This is a genomic window from Phreatobacter sp., assembly GCF_016793595.1.
In the GTDB taxonomy this organism is placed as follows: Bacteria; Pseudomonadota; Alphaproteobacteria; order Rhizobiales; family Phreatobacteraceae; genus Phreatobacter.
Genome location: NZ_JAEULY010000014.1, coordinates 101,909 through 123,292, shown reverse-complemented (window position 1 = coordinate 123,292; position 21,384 = coordinate 101,909). Strand labels below are relative to the sequence as shown.

Annotated in this window: 19 protein-coding genes; 7 read left to right on the top strand and 12 right to left on the bottom strand. The window is 67.6% G+C overall.

The annotated features are described in order from the left end of the window. Nucleotide 1 precedes the first annotated feature (1 nt). The 4 genes from cas1 (at nt 2) to JNK84_RS14865 (ending at nt 5,424) form a co-directional block, all read left to right on the top strand. Nucleotides 2-946 carry a type II CRISPR-associated endonuclease Cas1 gene (cas1, locus tag JNK84_RS14880; protein ID WP_293425182.1) on the top strand — a complete coding sequence of 315 codons (945 nt, stop codon included), beginning with the start codon at nt 2-4 and terminating at the stop codon, nt 944-946. Beyond that, nucleotides 943-1,281: a CRISPR-associated endonuclease Cas2 gene (gene cas2, locus JNK84_RS14875; RefSeq protein ID WP_367272354.1), complete on the top strand. Its 339-nt coding sequence runs from the start codon at nt 943-945 to the stop codon at nt 1,279-1,281. The genes cas1 and cas2 overlap by 4 nt, the downstream gene beginning before the upstream one ends. Before the next feature lie 285 nt (nt 1,282-1,566). After that, complete coding sequence (locus JNK84_RS14870; RefSeq protein ID WP_293425180.1) at nt 1,567-3,099, top strand: YifB family Mg chelatase-like AAA ATPase; 1,533 nt, start codon at nt 1,567-1,569, stop codon at nt 3,097-3,099. 237 nt (nt 3,100-3,336) lie between these two features. Continuing rightward, nucleotides 3,337-5,424, top strand: coding sequence for a PAS domain-containing hybrid sensor histidine kinase/response regulator (locus JNK84_RS14865; protein WP_293425178.1), 2,088 nt, complete (start codon nt 3,337-3,339; stop codon nt 5,422-5,424). On the opposite strand, the gene JNK84_RS14860 is transcribed toward JNK84_RS14865, so the two are convergent. Then, nucleotides 5,363-5,992 (bottom strand): HAD family hydrolase, encoded by a 630-nt coding sequence (locus tag JNK84_RS14860; protein WP_293425176.1) that lies wholly within the window; start codon nt 5,990-5,992, stop codon nt 5,363-5,365. The genes JNK84_RS14865 and JNK84_RS14860 overlap by 62 nt on opposite strands. A 112-nt stretch (nt 5,993-6,104) precedes the next feature. Here JNK84_RS14860 and JNK84_RS14855 point away from each other — a divergent pair, with 112 nt between their 5' ends. Further along, nucleotides 6,105-8,690, top strand: coding sequence for a putative bifunctional diguanylate cyclase/phosphodiesterase (locus tag JNK84_RS14855; RefSeq protein ID WP_293425174.1), 2,586 nt, complete (start codon nt 6,105-6,107; stop codon nt 8,688-8,690). A gap of 7 nt (nt 8,691-8,697) precedes the next feature. On the opposite strand, the gene JNK84_RS14850 is transcribed toward JNK84_RS14855, so the two are convergent. The 3 genes from JNK84_RS14850 to JNK84_RS14840 all read right to left on the bottom strand — a co-directional run bounded on the left by JNK84_RS14850 (nt 8,698) and on the right by JNK84_RS14840 (nt 12,876). Continuing rightward, the gene (locus JNK84_RS14850; RefSeq protein WP_293425172.1) at nt 8,698-10,983 is read right to left on the bottom strand and encodes an NADP-dependent malic enzyme; all 2,286 of its coding nucleotides are present in this window, start codon (nt 10,981-10,983) and stop codon (nt 8,698-8,700) included. 97 nt (nt 10,984-11,080) lie between these two features. Then, nucleotides 11,081-11,485: a GNAT family N-acetyltransferase gene (locus tag JNK84_RS14845; RefSeq protein ID WP_293425171.1), complete on the bottom strand. Its 405-nt coding sequence runs from the start codon at nt 11,483-11,485 to the stop codon at nt 11,081-11,083. Nucleotides 11,486-11,490: 5 nt separating this feature from the next. Then, nucleotides 11,491-12,876 carry a leucyl aminopeptidase family protein gene (locus JNK84_RS14840; protein ID WP_293425170.1) on the bottom strand — a complete coding sequence of 462 codons (1,386 nt, stop codon included), beginning with the start codon at nt 12,874-12,876 and terminating at the stop codon, nt 11,491-11,493. Nucleotides 12,877-13,043: 167 nt separating this feature from the next. On the opposite strand from JNK84_RS14840, the gene JNK84_RS14835 reads away from it, so the two are divergent. Continuing rightward, a complete protein-coding gene (locus tag JNK84_RS14835; protein WP_293425169.1) occupies nt 13,044-13,634 on the top strand; it encodes a cysteine hydrolase family protein in 591 nt (196 codons plus the stop codon). Nucleotides 13,635-13,698: 64 nt separating this feature from the next. On the opposite strand, the gene pheT is transcribed toward JNK84_RS14835, so the two are convergent. The 7 genes from pheT to JNK84_RS14800 form a co-directional block, all read right to left on the bottom strand. After that, nucleotides 13,699-16,116, bottom strand: coding sequence for a phenylalanine--tRNA ligase subunit beta (pheT, locus tag JNK84_RS14830; RefSeq protein ID WP_293425168.1), 2,418 nt, complete (start codon nt 16,114-16,116; stop codon nt 13,699-13,701). Then, the gene (locus tag JNK84_RS14825; protein ID WP_293425167.1) at nt 16,113-16,532 is read right to left on the bottom strand and encodes an ASCH domain-containing protein; all 420 of its coding nucleotides are present in this window, start codon (nt 16,530-16,532) and stop codon (nt 16,113-16,115) included. The genes pheT and JNK84_RS14825 overlap by 4 nt, the downstream gene beginning before the upstream one ends. Before the next feature lie 8 nt (nt 16,533-16,540). Next, nucleotides 16,541-17,623, bottom strand: coding sequence for a phenylalanine--tRNA ligase subunit alpha (pheS, locus tag JNK84_RS14820; protein ID WP_293425166.1), 1,083 nt, complete (start codon nt 17,621-17,623; stop codon nt 16,541-16,543). Nucleotides 17,624-17,687: 64 nt separating this feature from the next. Then, nucleotides 17,688-18,746: an aromatic ring-hydroxylating dioxygenase subunit alpha gene (locus tag JNK84_RS14815; protein WP_293425165.1), complete on the bottom strand. Its 1,059-nt coding sequence runs from the start codon at nt 18,744-18,746 to the stop codon at nt 17,688-17,690. Between the two features lie 114 nt (nt 18,747-18,860). Then, the gene (rplT, locus tag JNK84_RS14810; protein ID WP_293425164.1) at nt 18,861-19,226 is read right to left on the bottom strand and encodes a 50S ribosomal protein L20; all 366 of its coding nucleotides are present in this window, start codon (nt 19,224-19,226) and stop codon (nt 18,861-18,863) included. A 50-nt stretch (nt 19,227-19,276) separates the two neighbouring features. Beyond that, nucleotides 19,277-19,477, bottom strand: coding sequence for a 50S ribosomal protein L35 (rpmI, locus tag JNK84_RS14805; RefSeq protein ID WP_293425163.1), 201 nt, complete (start codon nt 19,475-19,477; stop codon nt 19,277-19,279). 188 nt (nt 19,478-19,665) lie between these two features. Further along, the gene (locus JNK84_RS14800; protein WP_293425162.1) at nt 19,666-19,977 is read right to left on the bottom strand and encodes a hypothetical protein; all 312 of its coding nucleotides are present in this window, start codon (nt 19,975-19,977) and stop codon (nt 19,666-19,668) included. A 184-nt stretch (nt 19,978-20,161) separates the two neighbouring features. Here JNK84_RS14800 and JNK84_RS14795 point away from each other — a divergent pair, with 184 nt between their 5' ends. Further along, entirely contained in the window at nt 20,162-20,467 is a 306-nt protein-coding gene (locus JNK84_RS14795) for a DUF1330 domain-containing protein (RefSeq protein ID WP_293425161.1), read from the top strand. 17 nt (nt 20,468-20,484) lie between these two features. Here JNK84_RS14795 and JNK84_RS14790 read toward each other — a convergent pair whose 3' ends face one another. After that, nucleotides 20,485-21,333 carry a LytTR family DNA-binding domain-containing protein gene (locus JNK84_RS14790; protein WP_293425160.1) on the bottom strand — a complete coding sequence of 283 codons (849 nt, stop codon included), beginning with the start codon at nt 21,331-21,333 and terminating at the stop codon, nt 20,485-20,487. Between the last annotated feature and the right edge of the window lie 51 nt (nt 21,334-21,384).

The window sequence follows — 21,384 nt, the reverse complement described above, 5'->3', positions numbered from 1 at the left end:
CATGGAGAGGGTCGTCGATATCGCCACCGACGGCCGCCATCTCTCCGCCCATCGCGGCTTTCTCGTCGTCAGCGAGGACCGGTTGGAGGTCGGCCGCGTACCGCTGGACGACGTGGCGGCGGTCATCGTCCACGCCCACGGCATCACCTGGAGCACCAATCTCGTGGTGGCCCTGTCGGAGCGTGGCGCACCGATGGTGCTTTGCGGATCGAACCACGCCCCCGTCGCGGTCTGCCTCCCGCTTGACGGGCACCACGCACAGAACGCGCGGATGCGGGCGCAGTGGGAGGCTGCGCGGCCGCTGACCAAGCAGCTCTGGCGATCGACCGTCATCGGCAAGATCCGCTGGCAGGCGGCCATTCTGGAGGCGCACGGCCGCGAGCGTGCCGCCCTCGACATGCTGGCGCGCAAGGTGCGCTCCGGCGACCCCGACAACATCGAGGCACAAGCGGCCCGACGCTATTGGCCGCTTCTGATGGGTGCCGAGTTCCGCCGCGACCGCACGGCGCCCGGCATCAATGGCCTGCTCAACTACGGCTACACCGTTCTGCGCGCGCTGGTCGCGCGTTCGGTCGTGGCCGCCGGTCTGCATCCGTCCGTCGGCATCCACCATGCCAATCGCGGCAACGCCTTCGCTCTGGCCGATGACTTGATCGAACCGTTCCGGCCTCTGGTCGATGCTCTCGCGCTGCGTCTTGCGGCCGAGGGGCGGATGGATGTCGATTCCGATGCCAAACGCGCCTTTGCCGGCCTCATCGCTCTCGATCTGCCCAGCCCTGACGGCGTCACGACCGTGACGGTCGCCGCCCAGCGGCTGGCTCAATCGCTCGTGCGCTGCTTCGAAACCGGCGACGCCACGGGACTGGCCGTGCCGGTGCCGCCGACCGCCATCGAGCTCGCCAGTCTCGCCGCACCTCCGCAAATGCCGGCGCTTCCCGCGCCATGACCGCAACACAGCTCAGCGGCTACCGGCTCATGTGGATCTTCGTCATGTTCGACCTGCCGGTAACCAGCAAGGCCGAGATGCGCGCGGCGACAAAGTTCCGCGAGTATCTGCTGGACGAAGGTTTCGAGAAGAGCCAGTTTTCGGTCTATGCGCGCTTCTGCAACGGCAAGGAACAGTTCGAGGCCCATATGCGCCGGATCGAGGCGCACCTGCCCGACCGCGGCGATGTCCATGTGCTCACTTTCACGGATCGGCAGTACGAGAATATCGTCCGCTTCTCCGGCCAGCGGCGGCGACGGTCGCGCAAAAATCCCGACCAGCTGGCATTATTCTGATGCCCGCCGGACGGATTTCGCCACCCCAACCCCACCAATCCACCTTGTTGTTCAAGAGGATAGGCAGGGTTGGAGATTAGCGCTTCAGAGATCGCGGTCCAGCGGCAACCTCCACAATGTCCTTGAGCGCGAGGCGGAAATTTTAGCGCTTCGCAGACCGCGCTTGCCAGCAGCTGCCCCCTGCACGGCCGCGACGCACACCCTTGGATCCCAGACCAAGGATACGGATGTTCCCGTATTGTTCCGATGCAACACTCGTGCATGGATGGCTGTCGGGGGTGGGCCATGGTTCAGCGGGTCGCGACGGTCGCGTTCGAGGGGATTGAGGCCAAACTGGTGGACGTGCAGGTCCACGTCCTCTCCGGTCAGGTGGTGTTCAATATCGTCGGCCTTCCAGACAAGGCCGTCAGCGAGGCCCGGGAGCGGGTGCGTTCGGCGTTGGTGGCGTCGGGGCTGGCACTGCCGGGCCGGCGCATCACGGTCAATCTCGCGCCGGCCGACCTGCCGAAAGAAGGTTCGCATTTCGACCTGCCCATCGCACTCGGCCTCATGGCTGCGATCGGAGCGATCCCGGCCGACGCGCTCGGCGGCTTCATGGTCCTCGGCGAACTGGCGCTCGATGGCCGCATCACGGCTGTCGCAGGTGTCCTGCCGGCGGCCATGGCGGCGAACGCCATGGGCCTCGGCGTCATCTGCCCGGCCGCCTGCGGTCCGGAAGCGGCATGGGCGGGCGACGACGTCGAGGTGCTGGCGGCCGACAACCTCCTCCAGCTCGTCAATCATTTCCGCGGCGCGCAGGTTCTGTCCCGGCCGGTTCCGGGCATCCGGGCGGTCGAGCCGAGCCTCGCCGATCTCCATGACATCAAGGGCCAGGAGAGCGCCAAACGCGCTATCGAGATTGCCGCGGCCGGCGGGCACGCCCTGTTGATGAGCGGCCCTCCCGGATCCGGCAAGTCGATGCTGGCGAGCCGCATGCCGTCGATCCTGCCGCCGCTGACGCCGGCCGAACTGCTCGAAGTATCGATGGTTCATTCGGTGGCGGGCGAGTTGGACGGCGGCCGGCTCACCGCCCGCCGGCCGTTCCGCAATCCCCACCACTCCGCCTCGATGGCGGCGCTCATCGGCGGCGGCCTGCGCGTGCGCCCGGGCGAGGTGTCGCTGGCGCATCACGGCGTCCTGTTCCTGGACGAGCTGCCCGAGTTCCAGCCGCATGTCCTCGACGGACTTCGCCAGCCGATCGAAACGGGCGAGGCTGTCATCGCCCGCGCCAATCAGCGGGTGGCCTTTCCGGCGCGATTCCAGCTTGTTGCGGCCATGAACCCTTGCCGATGCGGACACGCCACCGAGCCGGGATTTGCGTGCAAGCGCATGCCCAACGATCGCTGCATGGCCGACTACCAGGCGAAGCTCTCGGGGCCGCTGCTCGATCGCATGGATCTGCTGATCGAGGTGCCGGCCGTCTCGGCCGCCGATCTGATCCTGCCGGCGCCGGCCGAGGCCAGCGCCGCTGTCGCGGCACGGGTCGCGGTCGCGCGCGCCCGGCAGGCAGCGCGCTATGCGGCCCATGCCGGCGTCCGACTCAATGCCCACGCGCCGCCTTCGGTGATCGACGAAGTTGCCCGGCCGGACGCAGCGGGGCTCGCCCTGCTGCGCAACGCCGCTGACGCGATGCGCCTCTCGGCCAGGGCCTATCATCGCGTTCTCAAGGTGGCGCGAACGATCGCCGATCTCGCGGAGGAGGACATGATCGGCCGCAATCACCTGGCGGAGGCGCTGACCTACCGCGCCGCCGGAGAGCGGGTCCGCGCTGCCGCGTGAGGCCGGCAGCCTGACCTCCGCGTGATTCAGCACGCTTCGATGCGTCGGGAGTCGGGTTCGCCGGGAGCGACTCCACAATCGCGTCCGCGAGACGGCCTCTCGCCCGCAGGCTCGGCGAAGTCGGCCGCGGCGGGCGATGCCGAGGCCGTAGCGGAAACCGCGTGACGACGCCGGTAACCCCGCATCAACCGCGATTGCCTAGGGTCATCGCCGGGTTTGGTCGCGGGGAGATCGGTCGTGGATGCAATCGCCCTGATCGCTGGCGGCGCGGCGGCGCTCGGCGTCGCCGGTCTGGCTGGCGTCGTGCATCTCGTTCATGCGCGGCGCGCGCTCGCGCGCAAGGTCGCAGCGCTTGAGGAAACCATCGAGACGCTGACGGACCGTGTGTTCGAGCTCGCCGAGAGCGAGGAGCTTCATCGCGGCCTCGTCGATGCGCAGGGCGATCTGATCGTCCGCCGCGACCACGCCGGCGCGGTCACCTTCGCCAACCGCGCCTATAGCGCGCTCCTCGGCGAGTCGCCCGATGCGCTGGTCGGCCGTGCCGTCGAGCCGAATGTGCTGGAGCGGGGCGCCAGCCGGCGCGAAAGCGACGGCTCGCAGAGCATCGACGAGCGGATCAAGACGCCGGACGGCGAGCGCTGGATCGCCTGGCGCCATCATCCGGTGCGCGACGGCCAGGGCGCCGCACAGCTTCAGTCCGTCGGCCGCGACATCACCGAGCGCAAGGCGGCGGAACTGGCGCTGGCGCACTCGCGCGCCCGCGCGCAGACGGCGAACGAGGCCAAGTCTCGCTTCCTCACCACAGTCAGCCACGAGATCCGCACGCCCCTGAACGGCATTATGGGCATGGCCGACCTGCTCATCGACACGCCGCTCACTCCCGAACAGCGCAACTATGCCGAGGTCGTCAGATCGTCCGGCGCCACGTTGCTGTCGCTGATCGATGAAATCCTCGATTTCTCGAAGATCGAAGCCGGACGCCTCGACCTCACGGCCGCCCCCTTCGACCTTCTCCCCCTCGTCGAGGGTGTCGCCGAGCTGCTGGCGACGCGCGCGCACGCGAAAGGGCTGGACCTCGCCGTCGCGGTCGATCCCACCTTGCCTGCACGCCTGCTTGGCGACGCGACCCGGCTGCGCCAGGTGCTGATGAATCTCGCCGGTAATGCCGTCAAATTCACCGAAGCCGGCGGTGTCGCCATCACCGTCGACCGCGACGAGGCGCAGCTGGTCATCGAGGTGCGCGACACCGGGCCGGGCATCGCCAGGGGCGACGCGGAACGCATCTTCGCCGAATTCGAGCAGGGCGAAACCACCTTCTCGCGCCGCCATGCCGGCACGGGTCTCGGCCTCGCCATCTCGCGCCGCATCGTCCAGCGCATGGGCGGCGGACTGACGCTACAGTCGGAGCCAGGCCACGGCGCCACCTTTCGGGTGCGCCTGCCCCTGGTCGCCGCCGGTCCGGTGGAGCGGCCCGAGCGCCTCGACGGCCTTGCCGTCATGATCCTGTCGCGCGCCGCGATCGAGGCCGGTATTCTCGCGCGGCGGCTGAAGGCGCGCGGGGCTACCGTCACGCAAGCAGCCTCGGTCGCGGATATCGCCGCCGATAGCCATTTCGACGCCACCATTCTGGACGCTCGCATGGGCGATGATGCGCTGGGCGGCGCCATGACCGTGCTGGGCGAGCGCTCGGGCCGGACCATCCTGCTGGTGACGCCGGCGGCGCGGGGCGATTTCACGCGCTGGCGCGCACGAGGCGTCGGCGGCTGGCTGGTCTCCCCGGTCCGCGAAACGTCGCTGCTGATGCAGCTCCAGCCGATCGACAATGCGGCTTCAACGGCCGATGGCCTGGTCGACGCGCCGACGCTGGTGCCGGCGACGGCGGCTGAGGCGCCGCTCCAGCGGCTGTCGGTGCTTGTTGCCGAGGACAACGACGTCAACGCGCTCCTCGTTCGCCGTCTGCTCGAGAAGCTCGGGCACACGCCGCACTGGGCGCGCGACGGCCGCGCCGCAGTGGACATGGCGCTCGATCCCGCCCTCGCAGTCGATCTCGTCCTGATGGACATGCAGATGCCCGAATGCGACGGGCTGTCGGCGGCCACCATGATCCGCGCCAGGGAAGGGGCAGGCCGCCGGGTGCCCATCGTGGCGCTGACCGCCAATGCCTTCGCCGAGGATCGCGCCGCGGCCATCGCCGCGGGCATGGATGCGTTCCTGACCAAGCCGCTGGACCGGGATCGCCTGTCCGAGGCGATCGCCGCCCATGTCAGACCGTCGTCGCAAACCCCATCGCGGCGAGCTCCGAAGAAAGCGCGCCAGCATCCGTGAAGACGATGCCGCGCATGCCCGCGGCGCGCGCAGCCTCGACATTCCTCGCGCTGTCGTCGATGAACACGCACGTTCGCGGATCGAGACCATGTCGCTCGCATAGAATGCGATAGATGCGTGGATCCGGCTTGTTGATGCCGACATCGGCCGAAAGAACCAGCCCGGTGAACTCGCCGAGAAACGGATGGGCCGGCACGGTGCGGTCGAACAGCTCTCGGGAGAAGTTCGAAATGCCGTAAACCGGCCCCCGCGCGCGCAACGCCTCGAAGATGACGCGCGTGCCCGGGACCTCGCCCGGCACGGCATCCAGCCAGCGGTCGTAGAAGGCCGCGAAGACCTCGGCGTAGTGTGGAAAACGCGCACTGTGCTCGGCCACGGCTTCAGCCACGAGACGGCCGGCATCCTGCCGTCCGTGCCAGGACGCAAAATCGACCTCCTGCATAAACGCGTCAGCCCCGGCCTCCGAGCCGGTGATCCGGGCGAGCGCGGCTCTCGGCTCCCAGCGCAGCAGCACCTGTCCGATGTCGAAAACAGGGATCGTCGCACCGCTTGAACCGGTACCGGCCATCGTTCATGCCCTTTCCGAAAATCCGCAACTTTGGCGATCAGCCATGAGAAACGTAACGAGTTGCTAAGTCACCCCAGCGACAATCGCATGGCAGCTCTTCGGGTTCGTGATCATGGCCGCAAAGAAGGCCCCGCGACGGCGCGAGGCCAGACAACATCCGCCGGCCCCCCGGATCAGCGGCGACGACCTTCTGAAACGCGCGATGGGCATCGCGCGGATGGGCTATTGGCAGGCAGCGACCGCGGACAGCCCCAATTTCTGGATCTCGCCAGAACTGGCGGCGATGTACGAGATGAAAACCGACGACGGCGCGGTGCCAATCCTGACCGTGCGCGGCCGCTATCTCGCCGAATCCCGCCCGATCATCGCCCACGCCTATGAGCAGTGCTGGCGCACCGGCGAGACCTATGCTGTCCATGGCCGCTTCCAGCGGCGGTGCGGCGAGATCATCGACTACATGGTGCACGGCGAGGCCGAGCGCGATGAAGACGGCGGCATCCGCCGCGTTTCCGGCATCGTGCGCGACGTCAGCGAGGAAATGCGCGCCATGCGCCGGATGGCGGAAAGCGAACAGCGCCTCGCCGACTTCGTCGCCACGGCTTCGGACTGGTGCTGGGAGAGCGACTCGGAGCACCGGCTTCTGCCGCACGCGATCCACGATGGCAGCTTCTCCGCGATCCAGATGGTCGCCGCCGGGGGCAAGCCGCGATGGGAACTGTCCTTCCTGCCGGAAGACCGCGACGCCATGGCCGCGCATCGTGCCGATATGGAGGCTCACCGCCCGTTTCACGACTTCACCTATTCGGTGACAGGAGCTGACGGCTCCTGCGTCACGATCCGCTCCAGCGGCAAGCCGAACTTCGATGCGAGCGGTGTCTTCCTCGGCTACCGCGGCACGGCCAGCGACATCAGCAAGCTGCGGCGTACCGAGGATATGCTCGACCGGCGCACCAGCGCCCTTCGCGAGGCCCATCGCCTGGGCAAGATCGGCACCTGGAGCTACCGGCTCGGCGACAGGCAGGTGGCCTGGGCGCCCGAGGTCTTCGCCCTGCTCGGTCTCGACCCGGAGACCTTTGACACCACTCACCAGAATATCCTCGCGTGCTTTCTGGACGACGGCGCCGCGCGCGTCGTGGAAATGCAGCGCAGCGTCATTCGGACGCGCCGCACCGAAACGGTCGACGTGCAGGTCGGCCATGCCGATGGCTCGGTCAGCGACCTCGCACTGACCTGCAAGGCCGAACTGGCCGACGGCCGCGTCCTCGGCCTGATCGGGACGATTCAGGACGTGACCGAACGCAAGCACGCCCAGCGCCAGCTCGAGCACCTCGCCTATTCCGACCCTCTGACCGGGCTTGCCAACCGCGCCCTCTTCAAGCGCGAACTGGCCGCCCTCATCGATTTCTGCTTCCGGAACGGAACCAACGGATCGTTGCTGCTCATCGACCTGGACCGCTTCAAGGAGGTCAACGACTCGCTCGGCCATGCGGCGGGCGACGAGTTGCTCACCCGCGTCGCCCTGCTGCTGCGCCAGGAACTGGGGCCGCGGGCCTTCGTCGCGCGCCTCGGCGGCGACGAATTCGCCATCCTTCCCGAACGCCATGCGAGCGGGGAAAATGTGATCGAACTCGCCGACCGGATCATCGCCCGCCTGTCCGGGCCGATCGACCTCAGCGAGGGCGAGGCTTTCATCGGCGCGACGGTCGGCATCGCCAACCTGCCGGATAATGGCGGCAGCGTCGATATCGCCATGCGCAATGCCGATCTCGCGCTCTACATGGCGAAGGAGGCCGGGCGGGGCCGGGCCATGGTCTTCGAGCCCGCCTACGCGGTCGCTGTCGAACAGCGCCTCGATCTCGGCCGCCACCTGCGCCATGCCGTGGAGGAGGGCGCGCTCAACGCGCACTATCAGGCGCAAGTCGACCTCTCCACCCGACGGGTCATCGGCTTCGAGGCGCTGCTGCGCTGGACGCATCCCGAGCGCGGACCAATCTCGCCGGCAGAGTTCATACCTATCGCGGAAAGCTCCGGCCTGATCGTCGATCTCGGCCTCTGGGTTCTGCGCGAAGCCTGTCGTCAGGGCCGGACCTGGCTCGATGCCGGCCTGCCCGCGCGCACCGTGTCGGTCAATGTCTCGCCGGCTCAATTCTGGAACATGGACTTCGAGACGGCGGTCTCGGCCGTACTCTGGGAGACGGGGCTGCCACCAGATCTCCTGTGCCTTGAACTGACCGAGAGCCTGTTCGTCGACCATTCCGAACAGCGCATCAGCCGGACGCTGACCGCCCTGTCGGCCCTCGGCGTGCGCCTCGCCCTCGACGACTTCGGCTCGGGCTATTCCTCGATCGGCTACCTGACCCGCCTGCCCTTCGACCGATTGAAGGTCGACCGATCCTTCGTCGACGGCATTGCCACCAAACCGGAGAAGCGCAAGCTGCTGGGCGGCATCATCGCGCTGTCGCGCGGCCTCGGCATGACCGTCGTCGCCGAGGGCGCCGAACGGGCGGCCGAAGTCGACGTGCTGGCCGATCTCGGCTGTGACATCGTTCAGGGTTTCGTCTTCGCCCGCCCCGTGACGCCCGACATGGCGCCGGTCATCGCCGCCTCGATCGAGCGCGAGCGCGGCATGAGGACAATGACCGTCGCGCCCGGCAACGATGACGAGGCGCTGATCGGCGCCGCCACCATCGGCGTCTGAACCGTCCCTATCCGCCGATATTGTAGGCGGCGAGCGCAGCCATATTGACGATGTCGGAATCCTTGGCGCCCAGCGGCACGATCTGAACCGGCTTGTCGAGGCCGACCAGCAGCGGGCCGATCACGGTTGCGCCGCCCAACTCCTGCATCATCTTGGTCGAGATGGATGCGGAGTGGAAAGCCGGCATGACCAGGACATTGGCCGGGCCGGTCAGGCGGCAGAACGGATAGGCCGTCATCAGGTCCGGATTGAGCGCGACGTCCGCGGCCATCTCGCCATCGTACTCGAAATCGACGCGACGGGAATCGAGGATGCGGACCGCCTCGATGACCTTCTCCGAGCGCTCGCCCTTCGGCTGGCCAAAGGTAGAGAAGGCGAGCAGGGCGACGCGCGGCTCGGTGCCGAGGCGGCGGGCTGCGTGCGCGGCCTCGATGGCAATCTCCGCGAGATCCTCCGCCGAAGGCATCTCGGTGATGGCGGTGTCGGCCACCAGCACGGTACGCCCGCGCGACAGCACGATGGAAACGCCGATCAGCCGGTGTCCCGGCTTCACGTCGATGACGCGGCGAACATCCTCCAGCGCCGAGGAGTAGTTGCGGGTGACGCCGGTGACCATGCCGTCGGCATCGCCAGCTTCCACCATGGCCGCGCCGAAGACGTTGCGGTCCTGGTTGACCAGGCGCTGGCAGTCGCGGAACAGGTAGCCTTCGCGCTGCAGGCGCTCGTAGAGCTGGCTGGCATAATCGGCATTGCGGGTCGAAAGGCGCGCATTGGCGATCTCGATTCCGTCTTTCAGCTCGATGCCGGCGGCCTGCGCCGTGGCCCGCACGCGATCCTCCCGCCCGACCAGGATCGCGGTGCCGAGCCCCTGGTTGACGAAGCTCTGCGCGGCACGGATCACCTGCTCCTCCTCGCCCTCGGCGAAGACGACGCGGCGTGGCGAGCGGCGGGCGCGCTCGAAGATGCGGGCGAGGACGCCGGCGACCGGGTTGAGACGCGCCGTGAGCTGCGCCTTGTAGCCAGCCATGTCGACGATGGGGCGGCGGGCAACGCCGGTATCCATGGCGGCCTGCGCCACTGCGGTCGGCACGGCGTACATGAGGCGCGGATCGAACGGCACGGGAATGATGTATTCCGGCCCGTATTTCGGCCGTCCGCCGCCATAGGCTGCGGCGACGTCGTCCGGCACATCCTCGCGCGCCAGCGCGGCAAGAGCCTCGGCGGCGGCGACCTTCATCTCCATGTTGATCTTGGTCGCGCGCACGTCGAGTGCGCCGCGGAACAGGAAGGGGAAGCCCAGGACATTGTTGACCTGGTTCGGATAGTCCGAGCGACCGGTCGCCACGATCGCGTCCGTGCGCACCGCATGGACCTCCTCGGGCGTGATCTCCGGGTCGGGATTGGCCATGGCGAAGATGATCGGCTGCGCCGCCATCGACATGACCATCTCGCGGGTCAGCGCGCCTTTCACGGAGAGACCGAAGAACACATCCGCGCCCTTCACGGCCTCCGCCAGCGTGCGGGCGTCGGTGGTCACCGCATGGCCCGACTTCCACTGGTTCATGCCCTCGGTGCGGCCGCGCCAGATCGTCCCCTTGGTGTCGCAGAGGGTGACGTTCTCGGGGTTGAAGCCCATGGCCTTGAGCAGCTCCACACAAGCAATGCCGGCGGCGCCCGCGCCGTTCACCACCAGCTTCGTCGTCTTGATGTCGCGGCCGGTAATGTCCATCGCGTTGATCAGGCCGGCAGCGGCGATGATCGCTGTGCCGTGCTGGTCGTCATGGAACACCGGGATGTCCATGAGCTCCTGTAGGCGCTGCTCGATGATGAAGCACTCGGGCGCCTTGATGTCCTCCAGATTGATGCCGCCGAACGAGGGGCCGAGATAGCGCACCGCCTCGATGAACCGGTCGGCATCCTCCGTATCGACCTCCAGATCGATGGAATCGACATCGGCGAAGCGCTTGAAGAGGACGGATTTGCCCTCCATCACCGGCTTCGAAGCCAGCGCACCGAGATTGCCAAGACCGAGAATGGCGGTGCCGTTGGTGATCACGGCCACCATGTTGCCGCGGGTCGTGTAGTCGAACGCCCGGTTCGGCTCCTCCGCGATGGCGAGAACCGGCACGGCGACACCGGGCGAATAGGCGAGCGACAGGTCGCGCTGCGTCGCCATCGGCTTGGTCGGTACGATCTCGAGCTTGCCGGGCTTGCCGAGCTGGTGGAACGCGAGCGCTTCCTGATCGGTGATGGTCGGGCGGTTGCGTCGGCCGGAGGTCTTGTCGGTCGCCATGGATTGTCTTCGGAGCGTTCCTTGGAAGGGACGGCGACCATAGGGAATGGCCCGCCATGCGGCAACGGGCCGTGAGGGGGAGATCGGCTTCCCCCTGTCACAGCAGCTTGGTCATGTAGAAGCGGCGCAGGCCGGCCGGATAGTCGAACTCGGCAAAAACCGTGTAGCCGCAGCTTTCATAGAAGCCGCGCGCCTGGAACTCGTAGGTATCGAGAAGCATGGCGGAGGCTCCGCGCGCCCTCGCCTCCTCTTCCAGCCTCCCGATCAGCCGCCGCCCGAGGCCGGTCTTGCGGAGGTCAGGGTCGAGCCAGACGCCCCTGACCTCGGCCGCTCCCATGCGCAGGACCCCGCGCGCGCCGCCCCGGACGTCGTCCGTCCCGTCCCTGATGGCCACCGTGAACGTCTGGTCGGACCAATCGACCTGCTGGTGGTTGAACGCCACCAGCCGCGCGTGCAGCTCGGCATAGGCCTCATCTCCGGGCTCGAGTACCGTGAAGTCCATGCGCGCTACTTCCCGTACCTCTGGCTCAACACCTCGAACAGCGCGCGCGCCGCGTGCAGCTCGCCGCCGACGGGGCGGGCGGGCCTCTCGGCCGGAACCCATGCGTAGATGTCGGCATGTAGCCAGGCCTTCGCCTTCTCGACGAAGCGGTCGAGATAAAGCGCAGCGGTAATCGAGCCGGCAAGGCCGCCGGTCGTGACGTTGTTCATGTCCGCGACCTTGCTGTCGAGGCCGGCCGCATAGGGCCTCCAGAGCGGCAGCCGCCAGACCGGGTCACCCACCCTGAGGCCAGCCGCCGTCAATTCCTCCGCCAGCGTGTCGTCGTGGGTGTAGACCGGCGGCAGGTCCGGTCCGAGCGCGACGCGGGCAGCGCCCGTCAGAGTGGCGAAATCCGCGATCAGGGCGGGGGCTTCCTCGTCGGCGAGCGCCAGCGCGTCGCAAAGGACGAGGCGCCCCTCGGCGTCGGTATTGCCGATCTCGACCGTCAGGCCCTTGCGCGTCGGAAACACATCCCCCGGCCGGAAGGCCGTGCCGGAGACGGAGTTCTCCACCGCCGGCACCAGCAGCCGCAACCGCACCGGCAGCTTCGCCGCCATGATCATGTGGGCGAGGCCGATGGCCGCCGCCGCGCCGCCCATGTCCTTCTTCATCAGGAGCATGGCCGCATCGGGCTTGATGTCGAGACCGCCGGTATCGAAGCAGACGCCCTTGCCGACCAGCGTCACCTTCGGGTGCTTCTCGTTGCCCCAGACGAGATCGACGAGGCGCGGCTCCCGCGGCGAGCCGGCGCCGACCGCGTGGATCATCGGCAGGTTGGCGCCGATCAGCGCCGCACCGACAATCGACGTCACCTTGGCGCGGTGGCGCTTGCCGAGGTCGCGGATGGCGGCCTCCAGCTCCGCCGGTCCGAGATCGTTGGCAGGTGTGTTGACGAGGTCACGGGCCAGGAACACCGCCTCGGCCATGCGCGTGACAGCCTCGCCGTCGACGCCCTTCGGCACGACGAGAATGGCGGGTCTGGTCTCCGACCTCTTGTAGCGGGAAAAGCGGTACTGCCCCATCGCCCAGGCAAGCGCGGCGGTCGCCGCGTCGCCGGGGTCGCTGGCGAAGGCATAGGTACCCGGCGGGATCTGGCCCGGCAGCTTGCCCACCAGCAGCGGGTCGCGGTGAGCAGCGTCCTCGGGCTCCAGCGCAAAGAAGACTGCGGCGATGCTCCCCTTGGCATCGGGGATAATCGCCGCCCGGCCCGCCTTCGGTTCATAGCCCGTTGCGGCGAGAAAGGCCTGTTGCGCCACCTTCAGCTTCGCCTTCGCCGCCGGGTAGGTCTTGCGGGTCACGAATGTCACCGGCACGGCGCCGGTCGTGCCGGCGGGTCTGAGAGCGGGATGCATGGGGAGCCTTCGGCGGTGGGGAATTCCAACAGGCTAGTGCCTTGCCGCGCCATCTGTCATCTCGCGCGTTGCGCGCAGATGCGAGCCGCGCACCACATGGTTTACGACACGGCCATCCCGTCGTTTGATGCGCGCCCGCGACGACGGACCGATCCGAGGACAAGCCCATGACCACCCCGAAAACCCTTCTGGAAATGGCTGGCCGCAAGCCCGCGCCGCCGAGACTGGCCGAGAGCATCCTCGTGCTGATCGACATCCAGAACGAATATCTCGACGGCCCCATAGCGCTGCCCGGCGCCGGGACGGCAGTGGCGAAGGCGGCGGAGCTGCTGGCGCGCGCCCGCAAGGCCGGGGCGAAAGTCGTCCACGTCGCGCACAAGGGCGGCAAGGGAGGCCTGTTCGACCGCGAGGCCCATCGCGGCGCGATCGTCGATGCTGTCGCCCCCATCGACGGCGAGGCCGTCATCGAGAAGCCGCGGCCGAATTCATTCTCGGGGACGAATCTCGCCGAGACCATCGGAGCGCCCGGCGCGCCACTGATCATGATCGGCTTCATGACCCATATGTGCGTGTCGTCCACGGCGCGCGCTGCGCTCGACCTCGGCTACCAGACGGCGGTCGCGGCGGATGCCTGCGCGACGCGCGACCTGCCGAGGCCGGATGGCGGCGTGATCGACGCGAAGAGCCTGCACGAGGCCGAACTAGCGGCGCTCGCCGACCGGTTCGCCGGCGTATTCAGGGTCGAGGAGATCGTCTGAGGGCGGCGATTCACGAACGTCATGGCCGGGCTTGGTCCGGCCATGACGTGGAAGTACCCGTATCCTACGCCCTGAGCGTGCCGCCGGTCTTCCTGGTCACCTCTGCGACGATCTTCGCAGCCACCGCGTCGATCTCGGCGTCGGTCAGCGTTTTGTCCCTGGGTTGCAGCGTCACGGCGATGGCGACCGACTTCTTCGCCTCGTCGATGCCCTTGCCCTCATAGAGATCAAAGACCTGCACGCCGGTGATGAGCTGCTTGTCGACGCCCAGCGCCGCCTTGACGAGGTCGCCCGCCTTCACCGTACGGTCCACGAGGAAGGCGAAATCGCGCTCCACGGGCTGGAAAGGCGACAGCACCAGCTGCGGCTTCGTGCGGGTCGGGCGCACCTTTGGCGGCGGCAGCTTGTCGAGCAGCAGCTCGAAGGCCACAACAGGCCCCTTCACGTCGAGGGCCTCCAGCACGCGCGGATGCAGCTCGCCGAACGAGCCGAACACGGTCTGCGGACCCATCTGGAACGTGCCGGACCGGCCGGGATGGAACCATGCCGGCCCCCCCGGCACGACCTGGATGCCGGCGAGCGGTGCGCCAACCGCAGCCAGCACGGCCAACGCATCGGCCTTGGCGTCAAATACGTCGGCAGCGCCCGCGCCCTGCCAGTGGCGGCCAGCGCCCGAGGGTTTGGCAAGGCCGCGCCTGATGCCGGTCGCGGCCATGAACTGGTCTTCCGGCTTGTCGCCCTTGAACACCTGGCCGACCTCGAACAGCGCGACATCGCCGTAGCCGCGGTCGGCATTGCGTTGCGCCGCGGCCGCGAGGCCGACCAGCAGCGTCGGCCGCATGTCCGAGAGATCGGACGCGATGGGGTTGGCGAGCGCCAGCGCCGGCTGGCCGCCGCCAAACAGCTCGGCCTGATCCTTGGCGATGAAGCTCCAGGTCACCGCCTCGACGAGGCCTCGTCCGGCGAGAGTGCGCTTCGCCATGCGGGTGCGCTTCTGGATCAGGGTCAGCACCGGCTTCGGCACGGTGCCGCCGCGATCAAGCGGCGTCGAGGGCACGCGGTCGACACCGGCGATGCGCATCACCTCTTCGGTGAGGTCAGCCTTGCCGTGCACGTCGGGCCGCCAGGAGGGCGGCGAGACCTTGACCATCGGGCCGTTGCCGGACACGTCGAAGCCGAGCGCCTCCAGGATGCGCTTCTGCTCGCGGTCTGAAACGTCGAGGCCGGTCAGGCGCTTGGTCTCGGCGAGCGGGAAGTTGATGATCGCGCCAGTATCGGGAATGGAGCCCGCCAGCGTCACCTCGGATGGCTCGCCGCCGCACAGGTCCATGACCAGCTTCGTCGCGAGCTCGATGCCCGACAGGGTGAAGTTCGGATCGACGCCGCGCTCGAACCGGTAGCGCGCATCGGTGACGATGCCGAGATTGCGGCCGGTGCGGGCGATGTCCATCGGATCCCAGAGCGCGGATTCGATCAGCACGTCGGTCGTCGTCTCGTCGCAGCCCGAATGTTCGCCGCCCATGACGCCGGCGATGGATTCCACGCCGTTGTCATCGGCGATCACCGTCTCGTGGCCGGTGAAGCCATAGACGCGGCCGTCGAGGCCGAGAACGGTCTCGCCGGCCTTCGAGCGGCGCACGACCAGCGCGCCCTTCACCTTGGCCGCATCGAACACGTGCAGGGGGCGGCCCCGGTCGAAGGTCACGTAATTGGTGATGTCGACCAGCGCATTGATCGGGCGGAGGCCGATGGCCTTCAGCCGGCGCTGCATCCAGTCCGGCGAGGGGCCGTTCTTCACGCCGCGCACGAGGCGGAGCGCAAAGGCCGGGCAGTACTTTTCCTCGCCCTTGGCGAAGGCGAGGTTCACCTGCTGCGGATTGGCGAAGGCGCCCTTCACCTGCGGAATCACGTCGGCCTTGAGCTTGCCGAGGCCGGCCGCCGCGAGGTCGCGCGCGATGCCGTGGATCGAGGTGCAGTCCGGCCGGTTCGGCGTCAGGTTGATCTCGACCACGGGGTCGCCGAGATGGGCCCAGTCGGCATAGCGCGTGCCGACCGGCGCATCGCCCGGCAGGTCGATGATGCCGTCATGGTCCTCGGAGATTTCGAGTTCGGCCGCCGAGCACAGCATGCCCCGGCTCTCGACGCCGCGGATCGTGCCGACGCCGAGCGTGATGCCCTTGCCTGGAATGAACGTGCCGGGCGGCGAGAACACCGACTTCATGCCCGTGCGCGCGTTGGGCGCACCGCAGACGACCTGCACGGGATCGCCCGTGCCGGTATCGACCATGCACACGCGCAGCCGGTCGGCGTTCGGGTGCTGCTCGGCCGAGATGACATAGGCGATGGTGAAGGCCGCGAGCTTCGCGCCGGCATCCTCGACATGCTCGACCTCGAGGCCGATCCGGGTCAGCGTCTCGGTGATCTCGGGCAGCGAGGCTTCGGTCTCAAGGTGCTCCTTGAGCCAGGACAGAGTGAATTTCATCGGATGGTTTCCGGCTGTTCGAAAGTCTGCAGCAGCTTGAAGCGCTCGCAGACGACCTGCATGTCTTCGGAATAGGTGCCCTGGCGCTGGAAGTAGCCGCGGTGGGCGGCGCGCCAGTAGTCGAGCGATAGGTCTCCCTCCCCTTCCTCCGCGGCGAAGGCGGCGGAGACCTCGCTAAATCGCATCACCGTGACGTCGGTGGTCTCGATGGCGCAGACGGGCATGCCGGCGCCGTCGAGGATCACGCTGACCTCGCCGACCGTCGGCATGATGTCGGCCTGCCGGGCCGCGAGAGAATCGCAGGTCGCCCGCTTGGCGCCCGACAGCACCAGCGCCAGCAACTCGTCGGCCAGCGCCGGGCTGTCGCCGAAGGCCCAGCGCGGCGCATCGCGGTAGAGATCGGGCACGTCGCTCATGACGCCACTCAGCTCGACAGGCCGCCGGCCAGCGACGGCAGGTCGAGCGGCTTGAAGCCGTAATGCGACAGCCAGCGCACGTCGCCCTCGAAGAACTGGCGCAGGTCGTTGATGCCGTATTTCAGCATGGCGATGCGGTCGATGCCCATGCCCCAGGCGAAGCCCTGGTAGATGTCGGGGTCGAGGCCGCAATTGCGGATGACGTTCGGGTGGACCATGCCGCAGCCGAGAATCTCCAGCCAGTCCTCACCCTCGCCGAAGCGGACTTCACCGCCCTGACGATTGCACTGAATGTCCACTTCCATCGACGGCTCGGTGAAGGGGAAGAACGACGGGCGGAAGCGCATCTTGACGCTGTCGACCTCGAAGAAGGCCTTGCAGAACTCCTCGAGGATCCATTTGAGGTGGCCGATATGGCTGCCCTTGTCGATGACGAGGCCCTCGACCTGATGAAACATCGGCGTGTGGGTCTGGTCGCTATCGTTGCGATAGGTGCGGCCCGGGCAGATGACGCGGATGGGCGGCTTCTGTGAAAGCATGGTGCGCACCTGCACCGGCGAGGTGTGCGTGCGCAGCAGCAGCCGCTCGCCGTCCGCCTTCGGATTGAAGAAGAACGTGTCGTGCATCTCGCGGGCCGGATGGCCCTCGGGGAAGTTCAGTTTCGTGAAATTGTAGTCGTCGGTCTCGATATCCGGGCCTTCGGCAATGGCGAAACCCATATCGGCGAAGATGGCGGTCAGTTCGTCCATCACCTGGCTGATCGGGTGAATGCGGCCCGTCTCGGTCGGGCTTTCGCGGACGGGCAGCGTCACGTCGACCGTCTCGGAGGCGAGCCGCGCGTCGAGCGCCGCCGCCTTCAGCACCTCGCGGCGGGCACCGATGGCTTCCGTCACGCGATCCTTGACCTGGTTGATCGCCGCGCCGGCGGTCTTGCGTTCGTCCGGCGCCATGGCGCCGAGAGTGGCGAGCAGCGCCGAGATCGAGCCCTTCTTGCCCAGCGCGGCGACGCGCACGGCTTCCAGCGCGGCCTCGTCGGGAGCGGCGGCCACCTGGGCGGTGAGATCGGTTTCGAGAGTTGCAAGATCGGTCATCGGCTCGGACACGCGGAGGTGAGGTGGCTTCGTTTGGCGATTGGCTGCGGTCGGGTCAAGCGGCTCAGCTTCGCCACCTGAGAGTCATCGGCTGGATCGGGTTCTCGAACGGCTTGCCGTCGGCCTGCGCCTTCACAAAGGCGTCCTTCACCCGCATCCACCAGCGCGCCTGCGTATCGGCGTCGTTGATGAGCATGAGCTTCGGATCGTGGACGAGGCCCTCGCGCTGCTGAACGACGACGCGCCGGTCCTGGTCGAGGAAGACCCGCATGAGGTGCTGGAACAGCGGCTTGCCGAGCGACATCCAGCCGGCGGACACCCAGAAGAATTGGTGGACCTCGGTCTCGCCCTCGTCGACCGGCGTGATCGCGGTGAGGCCGGTGGCCTGCATCCGCGAGCCGCGAATGTTCTCGATCCGGAGGCCCGGCAGCATGTAGCTGATCTCGGTGGTCACTGGCGTGCCGAGGATCTTGTAGGCGATGTTCTGCGGCGGCAGCTCGTGGCGCACCATCGACCAGCCGAGCTCGGACGGGGCGAAGTGCTTCTCCTTGGGGCGCAGCTTGCGCGCGCCCTTCTTGAACCACCAGGAGGTGTGGACATAGGCCGCGTGGGTCGGGTCCATCAGGCCGAAGGCGGCGTGGTCCATCGAGCAGTGGAACGGCAGCATGCAGTGGAAGCGCGGCGCATCGCCCACCGCGAAGTCCGGCATGACAGGCGGCTCGGGGAAACCCGCTTCAGCGGGCGTTTCGCCGTCGCGCGGCACGAAAACCCAGATCATGCCCTGCCGTTCAACGCAGGCGTAGGATGGCGTGCAGATCTTGGTCAGGTCCATCTGCTGACCCTCGCGCAGCGACGGGATCTCGACGCAGGTGCCGGTCCGGTCGAAGCGCCAGCCGTGATAGCAGCACTGGATCGACTGGCCGTCGAACGAACCATAGCGCAGCGGGATGCCGCGATGCGGGCAGGCATCGCGGATGGCGAAGACCGCGCCGTCGTCGGTGCGGCCGAGCAGCATCGGCTCGCCCAGCAGCTTCTTCGGCTGCATCTTGCCCGGCTTCAGGTCGCGGCCGTTCAGCGCCACGTACCAGAGTCCCTTGATGATCGGTGCCGTCAGGCCCTGCATGATGTCTCCGCGCTGTCTGGCGTCGCGTCGGCGGTCAGGCGTGAAACGGAAAAGCCCGCGCCACCCTCGGGGAGGGTCGCGCGGGCTTTAATGTCGTGATCCCGAAGTGAAGGATCAGGCGTTCGCCGGCAGCGATCCCTTGGCCTTTTCGACCAGGGCCGCAAAACCCTCCGGCGCGGTGATGGCGAGATCCGAGAGAACCTTGCGGTCCACCTGGATGCCCGCGCTGATCAGGCCGGAAATGAAACGCGAATAGGTGAGGCCGTGCTCGCGGACCGCGGCGTTGATGCGCTGGATCCAGAGCGAACGGAAATTGCGCTTCTTCAGGCGGCGGGCGATCGTCGCATACTGCAGCGACTTGTCGACGGCGGCCTTCGCGGCGCGGATCGTGTTCTTGCGGCGGCCGCGGAAACCCGAGGCTGCCTTGATGACTTTCTTATGCTTGGCGTGGGCGGTAACGCCCCTTTTGACGCGGGCCATGGCTGATCTCTTTCAACTATCTGGTAGGATTTTCCGGTCGAACGCTTCGATCAGCCGTTCGGGAGGAAGTACCGCTTGACGTTGTAGGCATCGGTCTCGAACAGGGCGGTGGTTCCGCGATGCTCGCGGATCTGCTTGTTCGACCGCTTGATCATGCCGTGGCGCTTGCCGGACTGGGCGTACATCACCTTGCCGGTCGCCGTGATCTTGAAGCGCTTTTTGGCGCCCGACTTCGTCTTCATCTTGGGCATTTGGCTCTCTTCATCGTTGCGAGACACCTGGCGTTCCGGATCCGAAAATCCGGAAGGACGTCTCTGAAGGCTCGGGAACGAGCGCTCGGGATCGCCACGGCAGCCCTTTATCAGCCGGTCGATCCGAAGGGCGGGCCTATACAGGAGAAGCTGGCGGCGGGCAAGGGCCGCGCCGGGGCGACGACCTTTCAGCGGCGCACGCGAGCCGGAACCGCGAGCGGTGGTGGCGCGAAAAGGGCCAGGAGACGCCCGCCCCCTCCCCTATCCCGGCCCTCGTCACGGCAGGGCAGCAGCATGATGGCCGCTCCCATCTGAATGCTGGCGAAGGTCAGGCCAAAGAAGAAGGTGAGCACGGAGAAGGCAATGCCGGTCGAACCGCTGCGGCCGGCAAGCGTCCAGAGGCCTGCGACGTCGAAGGCGGCCATCGCACCGACGAAGGCGGCAGCAAGGGCGAAGCCGATCAGCGCATGGCGCGCGAGAAACAAGAGATGGGCTGGCATGGCAGCCTCCTCCGACGGTCGGGACCGCTGCGTTTGCTCAATATCGGCGCGATGCCCGGGCGCCGCAAGGTGATTGGGCCGGCGCTCCGAGCGCAAGGCGATTATCCGTGCCATGCGGCCGGCTCCGCTTGCCGGCCGCCAGCCGCCGGCCCAAGAATGCACCGCTCGCAACAGGGAGAGAAAGATGCCCAAGGGCTACTGGATCGCGCGTGTCGATGTGAACGACGCCGACGCCTACAAGAATTACGTCGCCAAGAACGGCATCGCCTTCGCCAAGTTCGGCGGCCGCTTTGTCGTTCGCGGCGGCAAGTTCGAGGTTCTCGCCGGCAATGCGCGCCAGCGCAACGTCGTCATCGAGTTCCCGAGCTACGATCAGGCGCTCGCCTGCTGGCACTCGCCGGAATACAAGGCGGCCAAGGCCGAGCAGAAGGGCGGCGCGGTGATGGATGCGATCGTCATCGAGGGCTACGAGGGTGCCCAGCCCGCCTGATCAGGAGGCGGGGCCGATCAAACCTCCGGCCGCAGCATGGCCATTGCGTCGGCGCGGTAGCGCCGGCTGCCGCCGAGGCGTTCGCCCGTATCCATCTCGACCTCGAAATCGCCCGAGGCGCGCACCTCGATGCGCCTCAGCCTGAGGGCGTTGACCAGACGCATGCGGTGAATACGCACGAAACCGAGCGGCCTCAGCCGCTCCTCCTCCGACTGCAGCGTCGTGCGTATCAGATACTTCTCGCCCGAGGCGAGGCAGAACTCGACATAATTGCCGGCCGAGACCACCCAGACGATATCGGCTGGAGCGACCCTGACGCTGGTCGTGCCGTCACGCAGCCAGATCGCGACCGGCAAGGCCGCCTTGTCGGCCTCTGGTATCCGCGCCGGCTGCCCGCCGCCGAAGCGGCCCGCCATCCAGAACACCGAGACGATCAGCGAATAGACCAGTGCGTCCTTGCGCAGTTCGTAGAGAAAGCCAGCCAGCAGCGGCCCGAAGACGTAGCTCTCGGTGGAGAAGGCGGCATAGCCCGCCTTCCTGAGCAGAACCATTCCGCCGACATGAAGGAGCGAGAAGGCAAGCGCCCCGCCGAGGTGGATCGCGGCCAGAGCCACCAGGCGGTCCCGCACCGCCTGCCCTTGCCGGAAGAACCAGTGGACCAGCGGCGTCAGCGCAACGACGACGACGCCGCTGGTGGCCTCCCACAGCAAAGGCTGCCAGAACGGCACCGGCCGCCCCAGCCGGGCGAGGTCGTGCGCCGTCGAGAAGGCATTGACGAGGCAGGTGAGCGCCGTGCCAAGCGCGATGAGCCCATAGACGAGGCGCAGCGGCAGGCCCGACGGCCTTATCGCCCCGCCGTCCGTCACGCTGTCGCCACCGCTCGTCACTGCCCGGCCCTGTTCATCCCGCGTTTCCGT

Bases quoted from the DNA above. Each gene is read 5' to 3' on its own strand.
- JNK84_RS14860 (WP_293425176.1), bottom strand. From the start codon at position 5,992: ATGGCCGGTACCGGTTCAAGCGGTGCGACGATCCCTGTTTTCGACATC.
- rplT (WP_293425164.1), bottom strand. From the start codon at position 19,226: ATGGCCCGCGTCAAAAGGGGCGTTACCGCCCACGCCAAGCATAAGAAA.
- JNK84_RS14815 (WP_293425165.1), bottom strand. From the start codon at position 18,746: ATGCAGGGCCTGACGGCACCGATCATCAAGGGACTCTGGTACGTGGCG.
- pheS (WP_293425166.1), bottom strand. From the start codon at position 17,623: ATGACCGATCTTGCAACTCTCGAAACCGATCTCACCGCCCAGGTGGCC.
- pheT (WP_293425168.1), bottom strand. From the start codon at position 16,116: ATGAAATTCACTCTGTCCTGGCTCAAGGAGCACCTTGAGACCGAAGCC.
- JNK84_RS14795 (WP_293425161.1), top strand. From the start codon at position 20,162: ATGCCCAAGGGCTACTGGATCGCGCGTGTCGATGTGAACGACGCCGAC.
- JNK84_RS14800 (WP_293425162.1), bottom strand. From the start codon at position 19,977: ATGCCAGCCCATCTCTTGTTTCTCGCGCGCCATGCGCTGATCGGCTTC.
- rpmI (WP_293425163.1), bottom strand. From the start codon at position 19,477: ATGCCCAAGATGAAGACGAAGTCGGGCGCCAAAAAGCGCTTCAAGATC.
- JNK84_RS14870 (WP_293425180.1), top strand. From the start codon at position 1,567: ATGGTTCAGCGGGTCGCGACGGTCGCGTTCGAGGGGATTGAGGCCAAA.
- JNK84_RS14835 (WP_293425169.1), top strand. From the start codon at position 13,044: ATGACCACCCCGAAAACCCTTCTGGAAATGGCTGGCCGCAAGCCCGCG.
- JNK84_RS14825 (WP_293425167.1), bottom strand. From the start codon at position 16,532: ATGAGCGACGTGCCCGATCTCTACCGCGATGCGCCGCGCTGGGCCTTC.
- JNK84_RS14845 (WP_293425171.1), bottom strand. From the start codon at position 11,485: ATGGACTTCACGGTACTCGAGCCCGGAGATGAGGCCTATGCCGAGCTG.
- JNK84_RS14840 (WP_293425170.1), bottom strand. From the start codon at position 12,876: ATGCATCCCGCTCTCAGACCCGCCGGCACGACCGGCGCCGTGCCGGTG.
- cas1 (WP_293425182.1), top strand. From the start codon at position 2: ATGGAGAGGGTCGTCGATATCGCCACCGACGGCCGCCATCTCTCCGCC.
- JNK84_RS14850 (WP_293425172.1), bottom strand. From the start codon at position 10,983: ATGGCGACCGACAAGACCTCCGGCCGACGCAACCGCCCGACCATCACC.
- cas2 (WP_367272354.1), top strand. From the start codon at position 943: ATGACCGCAACACAGCTCAGCGGCTACCGGCTCATGTGGATCTTCGTC.
- JNK84_RS14855 (WP_293425174.1), top strand. From the start codon at position 6,105: ATGGCCGCAAAGAAGGCCCCGCGACGGCGCGAGGCCAGACAACATCCG.